The 14,445-nt window shown below is 61.9% G+C and carries 8 protein-coding genes; 4 read left to right on the top strand and 4 right to left on the bottom strand.

Going from position 1 to position 14,445, the window contains the following annotated elements; translation table 11 throughout:
* Positions 1–91: 91 nt before the first annotated feature.
* Positions 92–313, bottom strand: a complete 222-nt coding sequence (gene yidD / locus LF252_RS18255; protein WP_226271031.1) for a membrane protein insertion efficiency factor YidD — start codon at positions 311–313, stop codon at positions 92–94.
* A 145-nt stretch (positions 314–458) separates the two neighbouring features.
* Here yidD and LF252_RS18250 point away from each other — a divergent pair, with 145 nt between their 5' ends.
* The 4 genes from LF252_RS18250 to LF252_RS18235 all read left to right on the top strand — a co-directional run bounded on the left by LF252_RS18250 (position 459) and on the right by LF252_RS18235 (position 6,471).
* A complete protein-coding gene (locus tag LF252_RS18250) occupies positions 459–2,753 on the top strand; it encodes a S46 family peptidase (RefSeq protein WP_226271030.1) in 2,295 nt (764 codons plus the stop codon).
* A gap of 135 nt (positions 2,754–2,888) precedes the next feature.
* Positions 2,889–3,431 carry a DUF6252 family protein gene (locus tag LF252_RS18245; RefSeq protein ID WP_226271029.1) on the top strand — a complete coding sequence of 181 codons (543 nt, stop codon included), beginning with the start codon at positions 2,889–2,891 and terminating at the stop codon, positions 3,429–3,431.
* Positions 3,432–3,493: 62 nt separating this feature from the next.
* Entirely contained in the window at positions 3,494–4,366 is an 873-nt protein-coding gene (locus tag LF252_RS18240; protein ID WP_226271028.1) for a hypothetical protein, read from the top strand.
* Complete coding sequence (locus tag LF252_RS18235; RefSeq protein WP_226271027.1) at positions 4,363–6,471, top strand: ComEA family DNA-binding protein; 2,109 nt, start codon at positions 4,363–4,365, stop codon at positions 6,469–6,471. The genes LF252_RS18240 and LF252_RS18235 overlap by 4 nt, the downstream gene beginning before the upstream one ends.
* 119 nt (positions 6,472–6,590) lie before the next feature.
* On the opposite strand, the gene LF252_RS18230 is transcribed toward LF252_RS18235, so the two are convergent.
* From LF252_RS18230 to LF252_RS18220, 3 genes are all read right to left on the bottom strand, one after another.
* Entirely contained in the window at positions 6,591–10,175 is a 3,585-nt protein-coding gene (locus LF252_RS18230; protein ID WP_226271026.1) for a reprolysin-like metallopeptidase, read from the bottom strand.
* A gap of 195 nt (positions 10,176–10,370) precedes the next feature.
* The gene (locus tag LF252_RS18225) at positions 10,371–12,323 is read right to left on the bottom strand and encodes a DUF3857 domain-containing protein (RefSeq protein ID WP_226271025.1); all 1,953 of its coding nucleotides are present in this window, start codon (positions 12,321–12,323) and stop codon (positions 10,371–10,373) included.
* Between the two features lie 6 nt (positions 12,324–12,329).
* Complete coding sequence (locus LF252_RS18220; protein WP_226271024.1) at positions 12,330–14,369, bottom strand: DUF3857 domain-containing protein; 2,040 nt, start codon at positions 14,367–14,369, stop codon at positions 12,330–12,332.
* Positions 14,370–14,445: the final 76 nt, after the last annotated feature.

Below are 14,445 nucleotides of genomic sequence, written 5' to 3'. Positions count from 1 at the left end.
TGGCGTCAGGGGCTTTTGCGTAGGCCAAATTTGCTCGCTTGGAGAAGGAAAGATTGCTTCGTCGTGCCTCCTCGCAATGACACTCGCTCACTCACGGTACCGGGTCGTGGCCGTGGCTGCCCCAGGGGTGGCAGCGGCCGATGCGGCGCAGGGCCAGCCAGCCGCCGCGCCAGGGGCCGTACTTGGTGACGGCCTGCACGGCGTAGGCCGAGCAAGTAGGCGTATAGCGGCAGCTGGGCGGCTTCAAAGGCGAAATCAGGTGGCGGTACACCCACAACAGGCCCAGCACCAGCTGGCGGAACAGGTACGTCATGATAAGGCAAAGGTCGGGAAAGCAAAGAACAGCCGGATTAACGAGGTAGTTTCCGGGCGGCAGCGGGCCAGCGGTACGGTTGAGTCCGAACGAATCGGGCAGATGCGTACCTTCGCCGCAAAACCACTCATCCACCCCAACTACTATGCAAAAACAACACTGGGCCAAGGTGCTGCTGCTTACCCTGCTGCTACCTCTGGCCGCCCGCGCCGATGAAGGCATGTGGCTGCCCCTGTTTGTGAAGCGCCTCAACCAGGCCGACATGCAGAAGAAAGGCCTCAAGCTCACGGCCGAGGAAATCTACGACGTGAACAACGCCTCCCTGAAAGATGCCGTGGTGCAGCTGGGCGGCTTCTGCACCGGCGAGTTCGTGAGCAGCCAGGGTTTGCTCCTCACCAACCACCACTGCGGCTACGACGCCATTCAGAGCCACAGCACCCCCGAAAACAACATCCTGCAAAACGGTTTCTACGCCGCTACCAAGCGCGACGAGAAGAAAAACCCCGGCCTGTTCGTGGATATTCTGGTGCGCATGGAAGACGTAACCAGCAAAGTGCTGGAAGGCATTACGCCCACCACGCCCGAGCAGGAGCGCATGGCCACCATTCAGAAGCGCCAGCGTGAAATGGCCGATAACGCCAAGGAAAACGGCAAGTACGTGGCCTACGTGCGCGACATGTTCGGGGGCAACGAGTACTACCTGTTCATCTACCAGCGCTTCGGCGACGTGCGCCTAGTGGGCGCTCCGCCGGAAGCCGTAGGCAAGTTCGGCGGCGACACCGACAACTGGATGTGGCCCCGCCATACCGGCGACTTCTCGATGTTCCGGGTGTACGCCGACAAGAACAACCAGCCCACCGCCGGCCCTCAGGACGGCAACGTGCCCTACGTGCCCAAAAAGCACCTGCCCGTGGCCCTGCAGGGCGTAAGCGAAGGTGATTTCGCCATGGTGTTCGGTTTCCCCGGCCGCACGCAACGTTTCCTGCCGGCTGCCGGTCTGCAAATGACGCTGGAGCAGAGCAACCCCGCCCGCATCAAGCTGCGCGACACCCGCCTGAAGCTGTGGAAGGAAGACATGGACCAGGACCCCGCCCTGCGCCTGAAGTACGCCTCCAAATATGCCAGCATCGCCAACTACTGGAAGTACTTCATCGGCCAGAATGAAGGCATGAAGCGCCTGAAAACCGTAGATGCCAAGAAAGCCGAGGAGGCTGCTCTGGCTCAGTGGATTGCCCAGGACCCCGCTCGTCAGCAGCAGTACGGCGAGGCGCTGAACACCATCAACCAGGCCTACGCTGGCCTGCGTGAGTACAACCTAAGCACGCAGTACGTGAACGAAGGCGCCTTCGGGACGGAAATTGTGCAGGCTGCCGCCCGCCTCATGCCCCTGTCTACGGCTCTGAAAGCGTCGCCCCAGGATAAAGCCGCCGTGGACAAAGCCGTGGCCGATTTGAAGGAGCCTATGGCTGACTTCTACAAGGACTACAACGCCGCTACCGACAAAAAAGTGTTTGCCGCGCTTATGGCCCTGTACATGCAGGACGTTCCCGCTGCCCAGCTACCCGACGTGTTCCAGACGGTGCAGAAGCAGTACGGCGGCTCCATGCAGAAATACGCCGACTATGTGTATGCCAACTCCTTCCTAACCTCCGAGGCCAAGCTGAACGCCTTCCTGGCCGCGCCCACGCTGGCCAAGCTGGAAGCCGACCCCGGCTACAAAACGTACCAGTCGGTGTACCAGAACTTCGTGCAGAACATTGCGCCCAAGATGCAGGGCCTGCAGGCTGGTCTGGGCCGCGCCAACCGCCAGTACGTGGCCGCGCTACGCGAGAAAAACAGCCAGAAGGTGTACTCGCCCGATGCCAACTCCACCATCCGCCTGAGCTACGGCACGGTGCGCCCCTACAAAGGCCGCGACGCGGTGGAGTACGACTACAAAACCACCGCCCAAGGCATTCTGGAGAAAGAAGACGCCACTAACCCCGAGTTTGTGGTGCCCCAGAAAGAGCTGGAACTGCTGAAAATGAAGGACTACGGCCGCTACGCCGACAAGCAGGGCAACCTGCCCGTGGCCTTCATCACCGATAACGACATTACCGGCGGCAACTCCGGCTCCCCCGTTATCAACGGCCGCGGCGAGCTGATTGGCCTGGCCTTCGACGGTAACTGGGAAGCCATGACCGGCGACCTGGCCTATGACCCCGAGCTGAAGCGCTGCATCAATGCCGACATCCGCTACGTGCTGTGGTGCATTGAGAAGCTGGGCGGTGCTAAGCACATCGTAGACGAAATGACGCTGGTGAACATCGGCCCGAACCCCGGCGTGGGCCCCGCCACCGCCAGCGGCGCCGATATGAGCGACGTGGAAAAGATGAAGGTGAAAACCGACAAAGGCGGCAAAACCAAAATCAAGCGCAAGAAGGACGCCGCCATGCTGTAAAGTGAGGCACTCTTCTTAAGTGCAAAAGCCCCGGTACCAGATGGTGCCGGGGCTTTTTTATTGATTTTATCCAAGCCGTTGTACGGTTCAGCCAGAGTCTCTATTTTACAGCAGAATAGCTAGTTATCCACAGATATGTTCAAAATCCTCGTTTTATCATTAGCTGGGCTGCTATTTGGAAGTTGCCATACCAATGAACCTTCGCCGAGCCCGGAAAGCCAGCTGCCGCCGGCTACCCAAACCGGCGCAAACACATTCGGCTGCCTGCTCAACGGCCAAGCCTTCACCCCGAATGGCTCGGACGGAAGTATGGGTTCCAACTTTATAGTTACCTACGACCCGACCTATAACAACGGCTCATTGGTGATAGGGGCTTTTCGGTATACCACCCCTCGTGACCAGTCTACATTCCAGCGCATTTCTATGTTTACTGATAATATCCATGGAGTGGGGGTATATCCTTTAACTCTACTCAAGCATCAAGAAGCTTTATTTCAGGATGCTCGAAAAAACTGCGTTTTCTATCCTGGTGACTCACACTTCCGCAAAGGCACTTTGATAATTACCCGGTTGGATGCGGCGCGGGGTATTATTTCGGGCACTTTTGACTTTACGCTCTATAAGCCCGGTTGCGACTCGGTGGTAGTCACGAAGGGCCGGTTCGATAAGAAGCTTTAGGATATTATAACTGACTGCCTATGCTCAAACGCTACGCTGTATTAGGGTTATGTATTGGAAGCATGACAACTGCCTACGCCCAGGGCAACGGCCCCGGCTTGTGGGGTGCCCGCTCGGCCGGCCTGGGGCAGATTGGTAGTGTGCTGGAACAGGATGGCTGGGCCGGCGCGGCCAACGCGGCGGCGCTGGGCAGGCTTGCCCGGCCTACGGTAGGGGTAGGAGCTGAAAACCGCTACTTACTGCCAGCACTGAATACAGTTTCGCTGATGGTAGCCGTGCCGGTGGGCTACAAAACTGCCGGGCAGCCAGTAGCACCGGTGGCTGGCGTTTCGGCGGCAGTGGCCGCCCCAGAAGCCCCGCGCTACGGCGTGGTGGGCTTCACGGCCCAACGGTTTGGGGGCAAGCTGTACTCGGAGCAGCGGCTGGGGCTGGGCTACGGCTACCAGCTGGGCACGGTGCGGGTAGGAGCGCGGGTGGAAGTGCTACAAACCAGTTTTGAGGGGCTGGGGAGCCGCCGGGTAGTGGCTGCCTCCCTGGGCGGGCAGGCCGATATTATTCCGCGCAAGCTCACCTTCGGGGCCACGCTCTACAACCTCAACCAGGCCCGCCTCTACGAGTATCAGGATGAGCGCCTGCCCACCGTGCTGCGGGCCGGGCTGGCCTGGCGGGCTTCCGAGAAAGTGCTGCTGCTGGCCGAAACCGAGAAGGATGTGGAGCAGGATGCCGACTTTAAAGCCGGGTTGGAATACCAGCCGGTGCCGGTGCTGGCCGTGCGCGCGGGCCTGTCGTCGCTGATGCAGCAGCTTACCGGTGGGGTAGGGCTGAAGGCCGGACCGTTTCAGGTGGATTACGCCGCGGCCTGGCACGAGGCCCTGGGCCTGAGTCAACAGCTGAGCGTAGCCTACGTGTGGGCCAAACCGCAGCCTCAGCCATGAGCCGCAAGCTGCTAGTGGCGGCCGGAGCCCTGTTGCTCACGGCCGCCGCGGCCCGAGCGCAGGACTACCCGCGCCCCGCCGTGCCCGACCTCGACCGGCTGACCCAGGAGCTGTTTGCCGAAATCCAGAGCGACCAGGTGCCCTACGAGGACCTCTACGAAACGCTGCTGCAGTACTACCAGACCCCGCTCAACCTCAACACCGCCACCCGCGAGGACCTGCGCGGGCTGTTGCTGCTCTCCGAAACCCAGATAACCAACCTGCTGGAACACCGGCAGCGCAACGGGGCGCTGCTGAGCCTCTACGAGCTGCAAAGCGTGCAGGGGTTTGATTTGCGCACGATTTACCGGGTGGCACCCTTCGTATCGGTGCTGACCACCGACCCCAACGCCGCCCGCGGGCCGCTGTGGCAGCGCATCTGGCAGGAAGACAACAACGCCCTGTTTGTGCGCTACGAGCGCACGGTGCAGGGCCGCCCGGGCTACCTCCCGCCCGATACCACCAGCACCGGTACGCCGGCCTCGCGCTACCTGGGCTCCCCGGACAAGCTGCTGGTGCGCTACCGCGTGAGCCGCAGCAAGGATTTCAGCCTGGGCCTCACCGCCGAGAAAGATGCCGGCGAGCAGCTCACCTGGGACCCCAAAACCCGCCGCTACGGCGCCGATTTTTACTCCGGGCACTTGGTGGTGCAGGAGCGGGGCCGGCTTAAAACGCTGGCCCTGGGCGACTACCAGCTGCAGTTTGGGCAGGGGCTGCTCTTGTCGTCGGGGCTGGCGGTGGGCAAGGGGGCCGAAACTATTACTACCCTGCGCCGCAGCTCGGTAGGCGTGCGGCCGTACTCTTCGGTGCTGGAAAGCACGTTTTTTCGGGGTGCAGCGGCCACGGTAGCGGTTGCCAGCTCGGTGCGGGCCACGGCGTTTGCCTCCCGCAAGCGGGTGGATGCTTCCCTGCAAGCGGCGCGTGATTCGCTGGCCGATTTCAGCGAGTTTACTTCCGGCCTGCTGCTCACGGGCATGCACCGCACGCCTACCGAGCTGGCCAACCGCCAGGCCCTGCGCGAAACCGTGCTGGGCGGCAACCTTAGCTACGCCCGCCCCGGCGGCGACCTGCAGCTGGGCCTCACGGCCGTAAACACGCTCTACGACAAACCCCTACTGCGCCGCGACGAGCCATACAACCTGTTTGAGCTACGCGGCCGCCGCAACCTGGCCCTGAGCGCCAACTACAGCTATGTGTGGCGCAATCTGCTGCTGTTTGGCGAAACGGCCCGCAGCAGCGGGGGCGGCCTGGGCACCGTGAACGGCCTGCTGGCCAGCCTGGCGCCCAACGTGGATGTGTCGGTCCTCTACCGGCACTACGCCCGCAACTTTCACACGCTCTACGGCAACGCCCTCAGCGAAAACACGCGCAACATCAATGAAAGCGGCCTGTATCTGGGCGTGAAGCTGCGGCCCGCCGCGCGGTGGGAGGTTTCGGCTTACTACGACCGGTTTAGGTTTCCGTGGCTGCGCTACCAGGCCGGGGCACCTAGCCCCGGCCACGACTGGCTGGTGCGCGTGGCATTCAGCCCCACCAAAACCAGCCTGCTTTACGCCCAGTTGCGCCAGCGTACCAAGGCCTACGATGCCGATACGTTGCGGCCCGTGCCGCTGCCGGTACCCACGCGCCGCCGCAGTTTTCTGCTGTTCTATGATACCAGCCCCGCAGCCTACCTAAGCTTGCGCACCCGCGTGCAGGGCTCCGAGTACCGGGAAGATGCCGGCCCGGCCCGCCACGGCTACGTGCTGGCCCAGGACGTAACGGTGCAGCCCTTGCAGCGCCTACGCCTCAGCGCCCGCTACGTCCTTTTCGACACCGACGACTACGACACCCGCCAGTACGTATTTGAGCAGGATGTGCTGTACGCTTTTTCGGTGCCGGCCCTCTACGGACAGGGCACCCGCACCTACGTGCTGGCCCAGATAGATGTAAACCGTCATCTCACGCTCTGGCTGCGTTTCTCAGATACCCATTACCGCCACCAGCGCACTGTGGGCTCCGGTCTGGAAGAAATTCAGGGCCCGCGCCGCTCCGATGCTCACGCCCAGCTCCGCTACCGGTTTTGAGTGTTGCTGTGCTGCGCGAGCAGCCCAAGAAGAGGCCAGCATACTGCGCAGCTTCACGTAAAAAAGCCTCGGCTTCCGCTATGGGAGCCGAGGCTTTTTTTAGTCACCTATAACCAACGCTACTGCTTAAGCAGGCGCACCACAGTGGAGCCGCTGGGCATATCAAAATGGAGGTTGTACACGCCGGGGCTAAGCTGGCTCAGGTCCAGGGGTAGTTGCAGGGCAGCCGCGCCTTTGGTCAGTTGCCGGGTCTGCACTTGGCGGCCCAAAGCATCGGTTACGCGTAGCATGATGGTGCCGCGCACAGCGTTGTCGATGCGCACGTTAAATACGCCGGCGCTGGGGTTTGGGGCCACTTCAATGCCTTGCAGCAGCGCGGCGCTGCCGGCTGAGGTGATGCCAGCCACCGTCTGGCAGCTTTCATTGGAGTATGCCGAAGCTCCGGAGCCGTTCACGGCCCGTACCCGGTAGCAGTAGCGGCCGTTAGCCGAAACCTCATCCTTATAGAAATCGGTGCCCGCCGGCAGCTCGGTAATGCGGGTATAGGCCCCGCCGGCAAAGGAGCGTTCCAACTCAAAGCCGGTTTCGTTGTTGGAGCGGTCCAGCCAGAGCAGTTCAATGGTGGAGCCCGCAGCAGAAACGGCAGGAGCCAGGGCTGTAAGCGAAGCCGGCGCTGCGGGCACCTCGTTGAGCGTGCACAGCTCCAGCGACCAGCCTGTCAGGGTGCCAGTATTGGCCGCCGAGTTGCTGGTAATAGTCAGCGTCCAGTTGCCGGTAGCCGCGGAATTCAGCAAACCTGCCAGCGGGTTGGCTGGCCGAACGGTAGCGCCGTTGGGCAACGGGCACGCCAGCGGCGTGGTGGCCGCATCATCAAACGACAAGTTGAGGTTGCTGGTGCCCGCGCAGGCCTGAGAAAACAATATCACGCGCCGGCCTGCCGGGTTGGTCAGGCTGATTTCCAGCTGGCCTACATCCGGGTGCGTAATGGCTAGGTTGCGGATGCGCAGGTCGGATACCCGCTCTGCGCGGGTAACCGGAATAACGGAGGTAACCGCCACCCCGAACCCTGCCGGAATGGTGCGGGGCACGGTAGTGGCCGCAATGGTCTGGCAGGTTTGAGCTCCGGTGATAAACGACACATTTGCGGAGAACGGAGCCGTACCGCAGCCGCTGATAGCCCGCACCCGTGCGTAATACGTGGTTAACGGCTGCAGGGCGCTGCCCGGCGTGAAGCTGGTACCCGGAATATTGGCCTGGCTGAGGACTATGTTATTGAACCCTATATCGGTGGCAATTTGCAGCTCGTAGGCCGTAGCATTGGGCACCGCCGTCCAGGAAAACAGTGGGCGCAGGGTAGCCGCTCCGTTGTTGGTGGGTACGGTCAGCACGGCCGCCTGCGTGGCCGCCGTCAGGAGGGTGAGGGGTACATCCAGCACACGCGTTACCCCCCCACTGGTACCTGTCAGCTGAATAACGTACGTGCCCGTTGTCACCGCATTGGTGGTGCTGATGGTAGCAGTAGTGCTGCCCCCGGCCTGAATGGTGGAAGCGGCAAACGTGACGGAAACCCCGACCGGCACATTGGCCGCCGATAGCGCAATAGAGCCCATAAAGCCCTGAAACTGCCCTGCGGATACAGTTACGGTACCCGCACTGCCAGGGCAGAAGGCGAGGGCCGATGCTCCGCACCCGGCATTCTGTAAGTAGAACGTAGGGCCGGAAGAAGGCTCAATAGTGAAGTTCTCATTTGAAACGTCGAAGAAGATGCCATCTACGGCCTGCACCCGGATGCGGGCCGTGGCGGATGCCGCAACACCGGCCGGTACCGTCACCGTCTCACACCCGTCGTTAGGGGTGCTGGCGGCTAGTACCGTGGGGTACGTCAGGCCCCCGTCGGTAGAAAGCCGAATCTGGACGTTGCTGGTGTTGATGGGGGCCTGGTTGGTGTTGGCCACGTTCCAGGTAACCTGCTGCGGAACGCCGCTAACCCAGGTGGTAGCGGTGTTAGGAACGGTTACTATAAAGGGGCTGGACGTGGGTACCACTACCACCTGCATAGAGTCGTAGTCGACCCCGCCACCGCCGAGGCGGTTGTCACGGGCCACCAGGCGGAAAATCAGTCGCCGGCCGTAAGAGGGCAGCAATTCGCCCTTCGTCTGCACGTTGTTAAGCAGATCAGATAGTCGCGGAAAGGTGCGCGAAGCGGCAGTAGTGGGCGGGAAAGTCCGGAAAATTGGTGCGTCGCCGGCCGGCGCATTGGGAGCACCGGCGGGGCCCAGGTTATACTGCTCCCAGGAGTAAGTCAGCGCATCGTTGTTGGCATCGGAGGCGGAACCCGTCAGCACAAACGGCGTGTTGATGGGAATGGCATAATTGCGGCCGGCATTCACCACTGGCGGGGTATTGCCGGTGGCCGTATTCACCGAGCAATTGCCCCGGCCCGTAATGTGCGCCACAATCTGGTCGAAGCTGCGGGAGTGGAAATAGGGGTCGGAGTTCGGCTGAATGTCATCGGCCCCGCAAATGCCGGCGTAGGCCATAATGGTGGTGCCCGAGCCCGGCTCGTAAGCCGAGGAAGCAGTGCGGTTGCCCTGTCCGCAGCTGCCGGTGGTGCTGTTGAAGGTGTGGTCGGCACCAAACTGGTGGCCCATTTCGTGGGCTACGTAGTCCACGTCGAATGCGTCGTTAGCGGGCGTTCTGGAGCCCGTGACGCCCTGGGCTTTCTGCCCGGTCACGCACACGGATGCCAACCGGGCCACGCCTCCACCCCCGGTGCTGAACACGTGCCCAATGTCGTAGTTGGCATTGCCAATCAGGCTATCCACCACCACTTGGTTGCGCTCCAGCATGGCACTGCCATCTTCGTTGTCGTACCGGTCGGTAGCCGGGTTCAGGAAGATGAGCCGGTCGTTGTTGGCCACTAGTACCATTCGCACGGCCAGCTCTCGCTCGTAAATACCATTTACCCGGCCCATCGAAGCCACCATCCCGGCCATAGCGCCGGCCTTGGTGCCGCCGTAATAGGCCGCATACTCACCGGTGCAAGCCAGAGCCAGCCGATACGTGCGCAGGGTGGTGCCATTGGCTACGGCCGCTCGTTGGGCGGTAGAGCCGGTGGGCAGCAGGCCACTTTCGGTACCGGCGGGCGTGGCGCACACAAACGGGAAGGCGCTCCGGTTCATGGCCCGGCGCTCAAACACCAAGTGCGTAGCCTGCCCTTGCGCGGTGGGGTCGATGTATACCGTGGCACTGGCCGACAGAATCTGAGCGTACAGGCCTTCAGGGCTTATCTCGAGGCTGGCCGTGGCGGTAGGATCGTCGATGCCCTGCGCCGCATAGGTGCGAATGTTAGGGTACTTAGCTGCCAGTTCCGGAGCCATTACCGGCACCTGCACCACCCGGAACCGCTGGGAGGTGCCATCCGGTAAGGGTAGGGAAATAACCGTAGCCGACAGACGGGCGGCGGTACCCTCCGCTGGCGCGGTGCCCAACACCGTCCGAACGACATCCAACTGCACATTCACGGCTCGGAAATGGGTTAGCGGCCGGGTGGCGGAGCGGGCCGCGGCAGACAGCACCGGCGCATCGGACCACAACACCCGTTGGGCCAACGCGGGAGCAACCGTGCTTAAGCTGAAGAGCAACGCACTGCCAGCAACAACCGACTGCCACGCCCGCTGGAATAAAGTAGGGGTTTGGTGCATAAACCAAGGATGAAAGAAACAACAAGCGCCCTCAACCGCGGGGCGACAGTGCGGAAGTTCAAAATAAGGCATTTGCCCGCTTCCATTGCTGTTTATCCGGGATATAATTCGGCCTATTTTGCCACCCCCGCCCAAAACAGCGCGCCCCGCTACCTAGGGCAGCGGGGCGCGTGTTCAAACGAGGTAAGCGAGGGGTTAGGCGTCCGTTTTCGTGAGCACAAGCTGGGCCTTATCGGCAGCGCTGATTTTGCGCCGGAACTCCAGGTAAGCCGGGTAATCGGTGCGCGTGAAGCGGGTACGGGGCATTACCAGGCGGCGCACGTAGCGGATGCTGCCATCGGGCAGAGTGGTAAGCTGGCTGCTGTAGGTGCCAAAAGCCGTGGATAGCTGCACCGGAGCCGGCAACTGCTCGGGCCGCAGGCTGGCGGGCAAGTGTAGCAGCACGGTATCCTGCTGCGAGAAGGCGTGGTCCAGCACTAAATCCGACTGCCGCTCGCCTACGGTAGCCTGCGGGGGCGTCATCCGGCTCAGCAGGTTGGGCGTCAGAAACAGGCGCTTGCCGCTGGGCGGGGCCAGCGCCGGGAGGGTAAGGGCCAGATTTTCGGTGAGCCCCGGCAGTGGAGCCGTAGGGCCGCTATGCTTGAAGGCTACCTTGGTGAGCGTGAAGTTGGGCAGCGACAACCGGCTGCCAATCCGCTTTTTCTGCTCAGCCAGCTCCAGGCCCGGCAAGCCCGAAACGGCGTCGTATTCCAGCCCCGTGCGCAGGGTGCGCAAGGTAGCCGTAGCGTTACCCTCCGCATCCAGATACACGTGCGCCAGCCGCTCCCGGCGGTTTTCGGTAGCACCGTACTGGGGCGTCGGAATCAGCTTGCCGCCGCTGGGCAGCAGCAGCAGGGCGTGGCGGTTGCCCGTGAAGCCCCCCATGTAGCCGAACGGGTTGGTTTGGCTGGTGCACTCCAGCCACACGGTATCGGGTTGGACGCTTTGCTTGAGGGGCACGCATAATACCACGTGGTTGAACTGGGAGCTGGGGAAATTGGTACGGATGTCCTGCTCATCGGAGCCGGCCCGTACCAAGGCCGCATGGGCCGTAATGCCGGCCGCACCCAGCAGGGCTTTGCAGTAGTTGGTCAGGGCCTTACAGTCGCCATAGCCATTGGCGGCCACCGACGAGGCCGGGAATGTCTGCCATCCACCCAGGCCCAGCTGCACCGATATATAGCGCGTGTTGGCCTGCAGAAACTGGTACACTTTCCGGATACGAGCCCGCTCATCCGTTTCGCCTTGTACCAGGGCCGCCATACCCGCTTTCAGGGCCGCCGGTAGCTCGTCGCGGCCGGCGTTGAGCTCGTAGGTCCAGCGGCTCAGGTCGGCCCAGGAGGTCAGCTTCCCGGCGTGGCCCTGCACCTCAAACTCGGTAGGCGCCGTGTACACGGCGGGCGTAAGCTCAGCCAGGGGCGGAGCATCCGCTTCTTCCTCACGGGCGGCCAAATCGTGCACCTGCCACTCATACACTTCTTGGTTGCCTTGGGCACGCTTGGCCTGAGCGGTACCGGTAGGCAGATGTTGTTCCTGGTAGCGCAGGGCCATGCCCGAGGGCATCAATACCCGAAACGAAGCCTGCTCCACGGCTACCTGCTCCACGGGCTGGGGCCGCCACGTAGAGTAGAACAAGGGGTTGTCCGATACCACTTCGTAGTCGAACTCCACCGTGTAGGGGTAGGTCGGCTGGCTAAGGTCGGCCACGCGGCCCCGGGCGTCGGTGGCCAGGCTAAAGCCATCGGAGAGGCTGATGTCTTGGATATCCTGGCTGCGTAGCTGCCGCAGTTGGCGGCCATTGGCGTCGTACACGGCCCCGCGGAAGTAACTGATGCTGTTGAGCTGGCTGTAATACACCATCTCCGAAGCCCAGCGGGCCCCCGCTTCATCCAGAATAGTAACGGCCCGGTGCGTGGTTTCCACCGTGCGCCCCGCTGATTTTACTACCAACTGCTCGTCCTGCCGCCGGATAACGGCGTGGGCGTTTTCACGCAGGGCCGCGGGCAGGTCGGCCACCGCGTATTTGGGGGTCGGGCCGTAGGCGGCCGTGGCCGCCAGGGGTAGCAGGGCATTCAAGCCCAGCCACCCAATCAGGTAAACGCTCCGCATAAGGGGTTAGCTTTTCTTCTTAAGCACCAGCCGCTCGCTCTGCTTGGTAATCATGCGGCTGAAAAACTCCCGGAGGTAGGCGTACTCCTCCGCCATGTATACTGGCCGGGCCAAACTCATACGGCTCATAATCTGCACGGTGCCGGTGCCAGCCTGCACGGCGTACGTAAAGCGGCCGCCACCCTCAGGTAGCTCTACCACCATGGGCTTGGGCGTTTCTTCCAGCTCGTAGCCGGTGGGCAGCGTCAGGTTCACCAGCACGGTTTCGTCGAGGCCGGTTCCAAAATCTACCGGGAAGCGGCGCTCCTCGTGCAGGAAAGGGTTTTTCTCGGTGCCGAAATCGTGCAGGGGGCTGAGGTAGATGGTACCGGCCGGGGACTCGGCACCGGTAGAGGCAAACTCATACTCCAGCGTGAGGGGGCGGTGCAGAACGGCCTGCTCTTTGAAGGCATATTTTGGGATGCTCCAGCCCTCGTGGCCCGCGGCCAGCTCCTCCACGTATTTCTTTTCGCCCAGCTTGCGCAGCTTCTCCCGCTGGGCCAGGGCCAGGTAGCCGCCGTGCTCCTGGTGCACCTTGCCGCTGATGCCGCCTTTCTCGTCAACCGTCAGGTTAATCTGGCTGTAGTGCAGCAGGCGGTCGGCGGGTTTCAGCTCCACCCATTTTGAGGTGCCCGCTTTGGGTAGCACCAAGCGGCCGTAGCCGTTGAGGCAGCGTAGGGGCAGCATGCCGCAGGGGGCCAGCTCTTCGGTAGCATCCACCAGCATCTCTTTGCCGTCCGGCAGGGCCACGTGCGCCAGTACGTAGTTGAAGCGCGACATCAGCGGCACGTTCATTTCCATGCGGCCGTGGCTGCGGGTACTCAACACCACGGGGTTGGCATCCAGGCCGGCCTCGCGCAAGGCGGCAATCAGCAGCAGGTTTACATCGGCTGCATTGCCCGCTTTCTGGTCGTAGGCGCGGCGTACTGTGGAGGTTGTGTACAGCCCGTTGCTGCCGTTGTGCTTCACACTGCGGCGCACCAGCTCATGCACGGCGGCTACGCGGGCGGCCGGGCTGGTAGCCTGCGTCAGTAGGGGAGCCAGTTGGTCTTTCAGGAAGCCTGCCTTATCCAGCTGCGCGCCAAATCGGTCATCCTCCAGCAGCTCCCGGTCAATCTTTACCCAGCTGTTCGCTACGGCTTCGTAGGGCTTTTGGGGCCACTTAAAACCCGCCAGCTCAAAGTCGATTTTAGCAATGTAATCGGCCGTGGTGGTCATGTATGGCTCTTCCCGCATAGCCGGCACATTTTTCATGGCCCAGCGGTAGTTGGTCATGCGGGGAGTAACTACCTGCGAGCCGCCCGATGTACGCTCGCCATATTCCATCGACGCCGACCACCGGATGGTGTACTGCCCCACGTTGTCCTGCATTTCCTGTACTTCCAGCGGCTCGTAGCCCTGCATCAGCATTTTGTAGTCGAAGTACTCCGGAATGGCCGCGCGGTACTCGCTCCAGCGTACCGGAATATCCCGTTGGAATGTCCAGTCCTGGAAATTGAACGTGAAGGGCGAGGTAACTGAGTAGGAATACTCGATAACCGAGCCTACCCGCACATTCGGGAGCGTAAACTTGCGCGTGGTGACATTGGGCGTGCTTTCTTCCCGGAAAATGGCCTCCGAGTTCAGCTTTTCCTTTACCACCTGGCCATTTACCAGGTTATACGTAAAGCCTTTCAGGCCCTGCAGCCGCTCCTCCCGGTTGGCGCGGTGGTAGAGCGGTACCTCCACCGTAGCGTGCTCGTAGCCCGATTTCTTGAGAATTTTAACACGGGTAACCCGCTCAAAAACCACCAGAAACCCTGCTTCGCTGTACTCGAAGCGGGAGCGGCCAAAGTCGCAGAGCACAACGGCCGCGGCGGAGCTGTCGGCCGCAAAGTTTTTGGGCGTTAGGTCCAGCTCGTCAATCTTACCAAATTTGATGGGGTCGGCTTGGGCGTGGGCCAGCGTAGTAGCCGCGCCCGTGAGCATGCCAGCCAGCCACAGCCGGCGGAGTAGAGGTGTAATCATGCCAGAAGAGTTAGGGAAATAAGAAGGCAACCAAGCAGATATTCCCCACTACAAAATGGCAGGCAATACAGCACAT

Source organism: Hymenobacter pini, from assembly GCF_020421205.1.
GTDB classification, from domain to species: domain Bacteria; phylum Bacteroidota; class Bacteroidia; order Cytophagales; family Hymenobacteraceae; genus Hymenobacter; species Hymenobacter pini.
Note: the sequence above shows the minus strand (reverse complement) of the source record. Positions and strands in the feature narration are given on the sequence as shown.

Coding starts and splice junctions, on each gene's coding strand:
- LF252_RS18235 (WP_226271027.1), top strand. CDS start 4,363: ATGAGCCGCAAGCTGCTAGTGGCGGCCGGAGCCCTGTTGCTCACGGCC.
- LF252_RS18240 (WP_226271028.1), top strand. CDS start 3,494: ATGACAACTGCCTACGCCCAGGGCAACGGCCCCGGCTTGTGGGGTGCC.
- LF252_RS18225 (WP_226271025.1), bottom strand. CDS start 12,323: ATGCGGAGCGTTTACCTGATTGGGTGGCTGGGCTTGAATGCCCTGCTA.
- LF252_RS18220 (WP_226271024.1), bottom strand. CDS start 14,369: ATGATTACACCTCTACTCCGCCGGCTGTGGCTGGCTGGCATGCTCACG.
- LF252_RS18250 (WP_226271030.1), top strand. CDS start 459: ATGCAAAAACAACACTGGGCCAAGGTGCTGCTGCTTACCCTGCTGCTA.
- LF252_RS18245 (WP_226271029.1), top strand. CDS start 2,889: ATGTTCAAAATCCTCGTTTTATCATTAGCTGGGCTGCTATTTGGAAGT.
- LF252_RS18230 (WP_226271026.1), bottom strand. CDS start 10,175: ATGCACCAAACCCCTACTTTATTCCAGCGGGCGTGGCAGTCGGTTGTT.
- yidD (WP_226271031.1), bottom strand. CDS start 313: ATGACGTACCTGTTCCGCCAGCTGGTGCTGGGCCTGTTGTGGGTGTAC.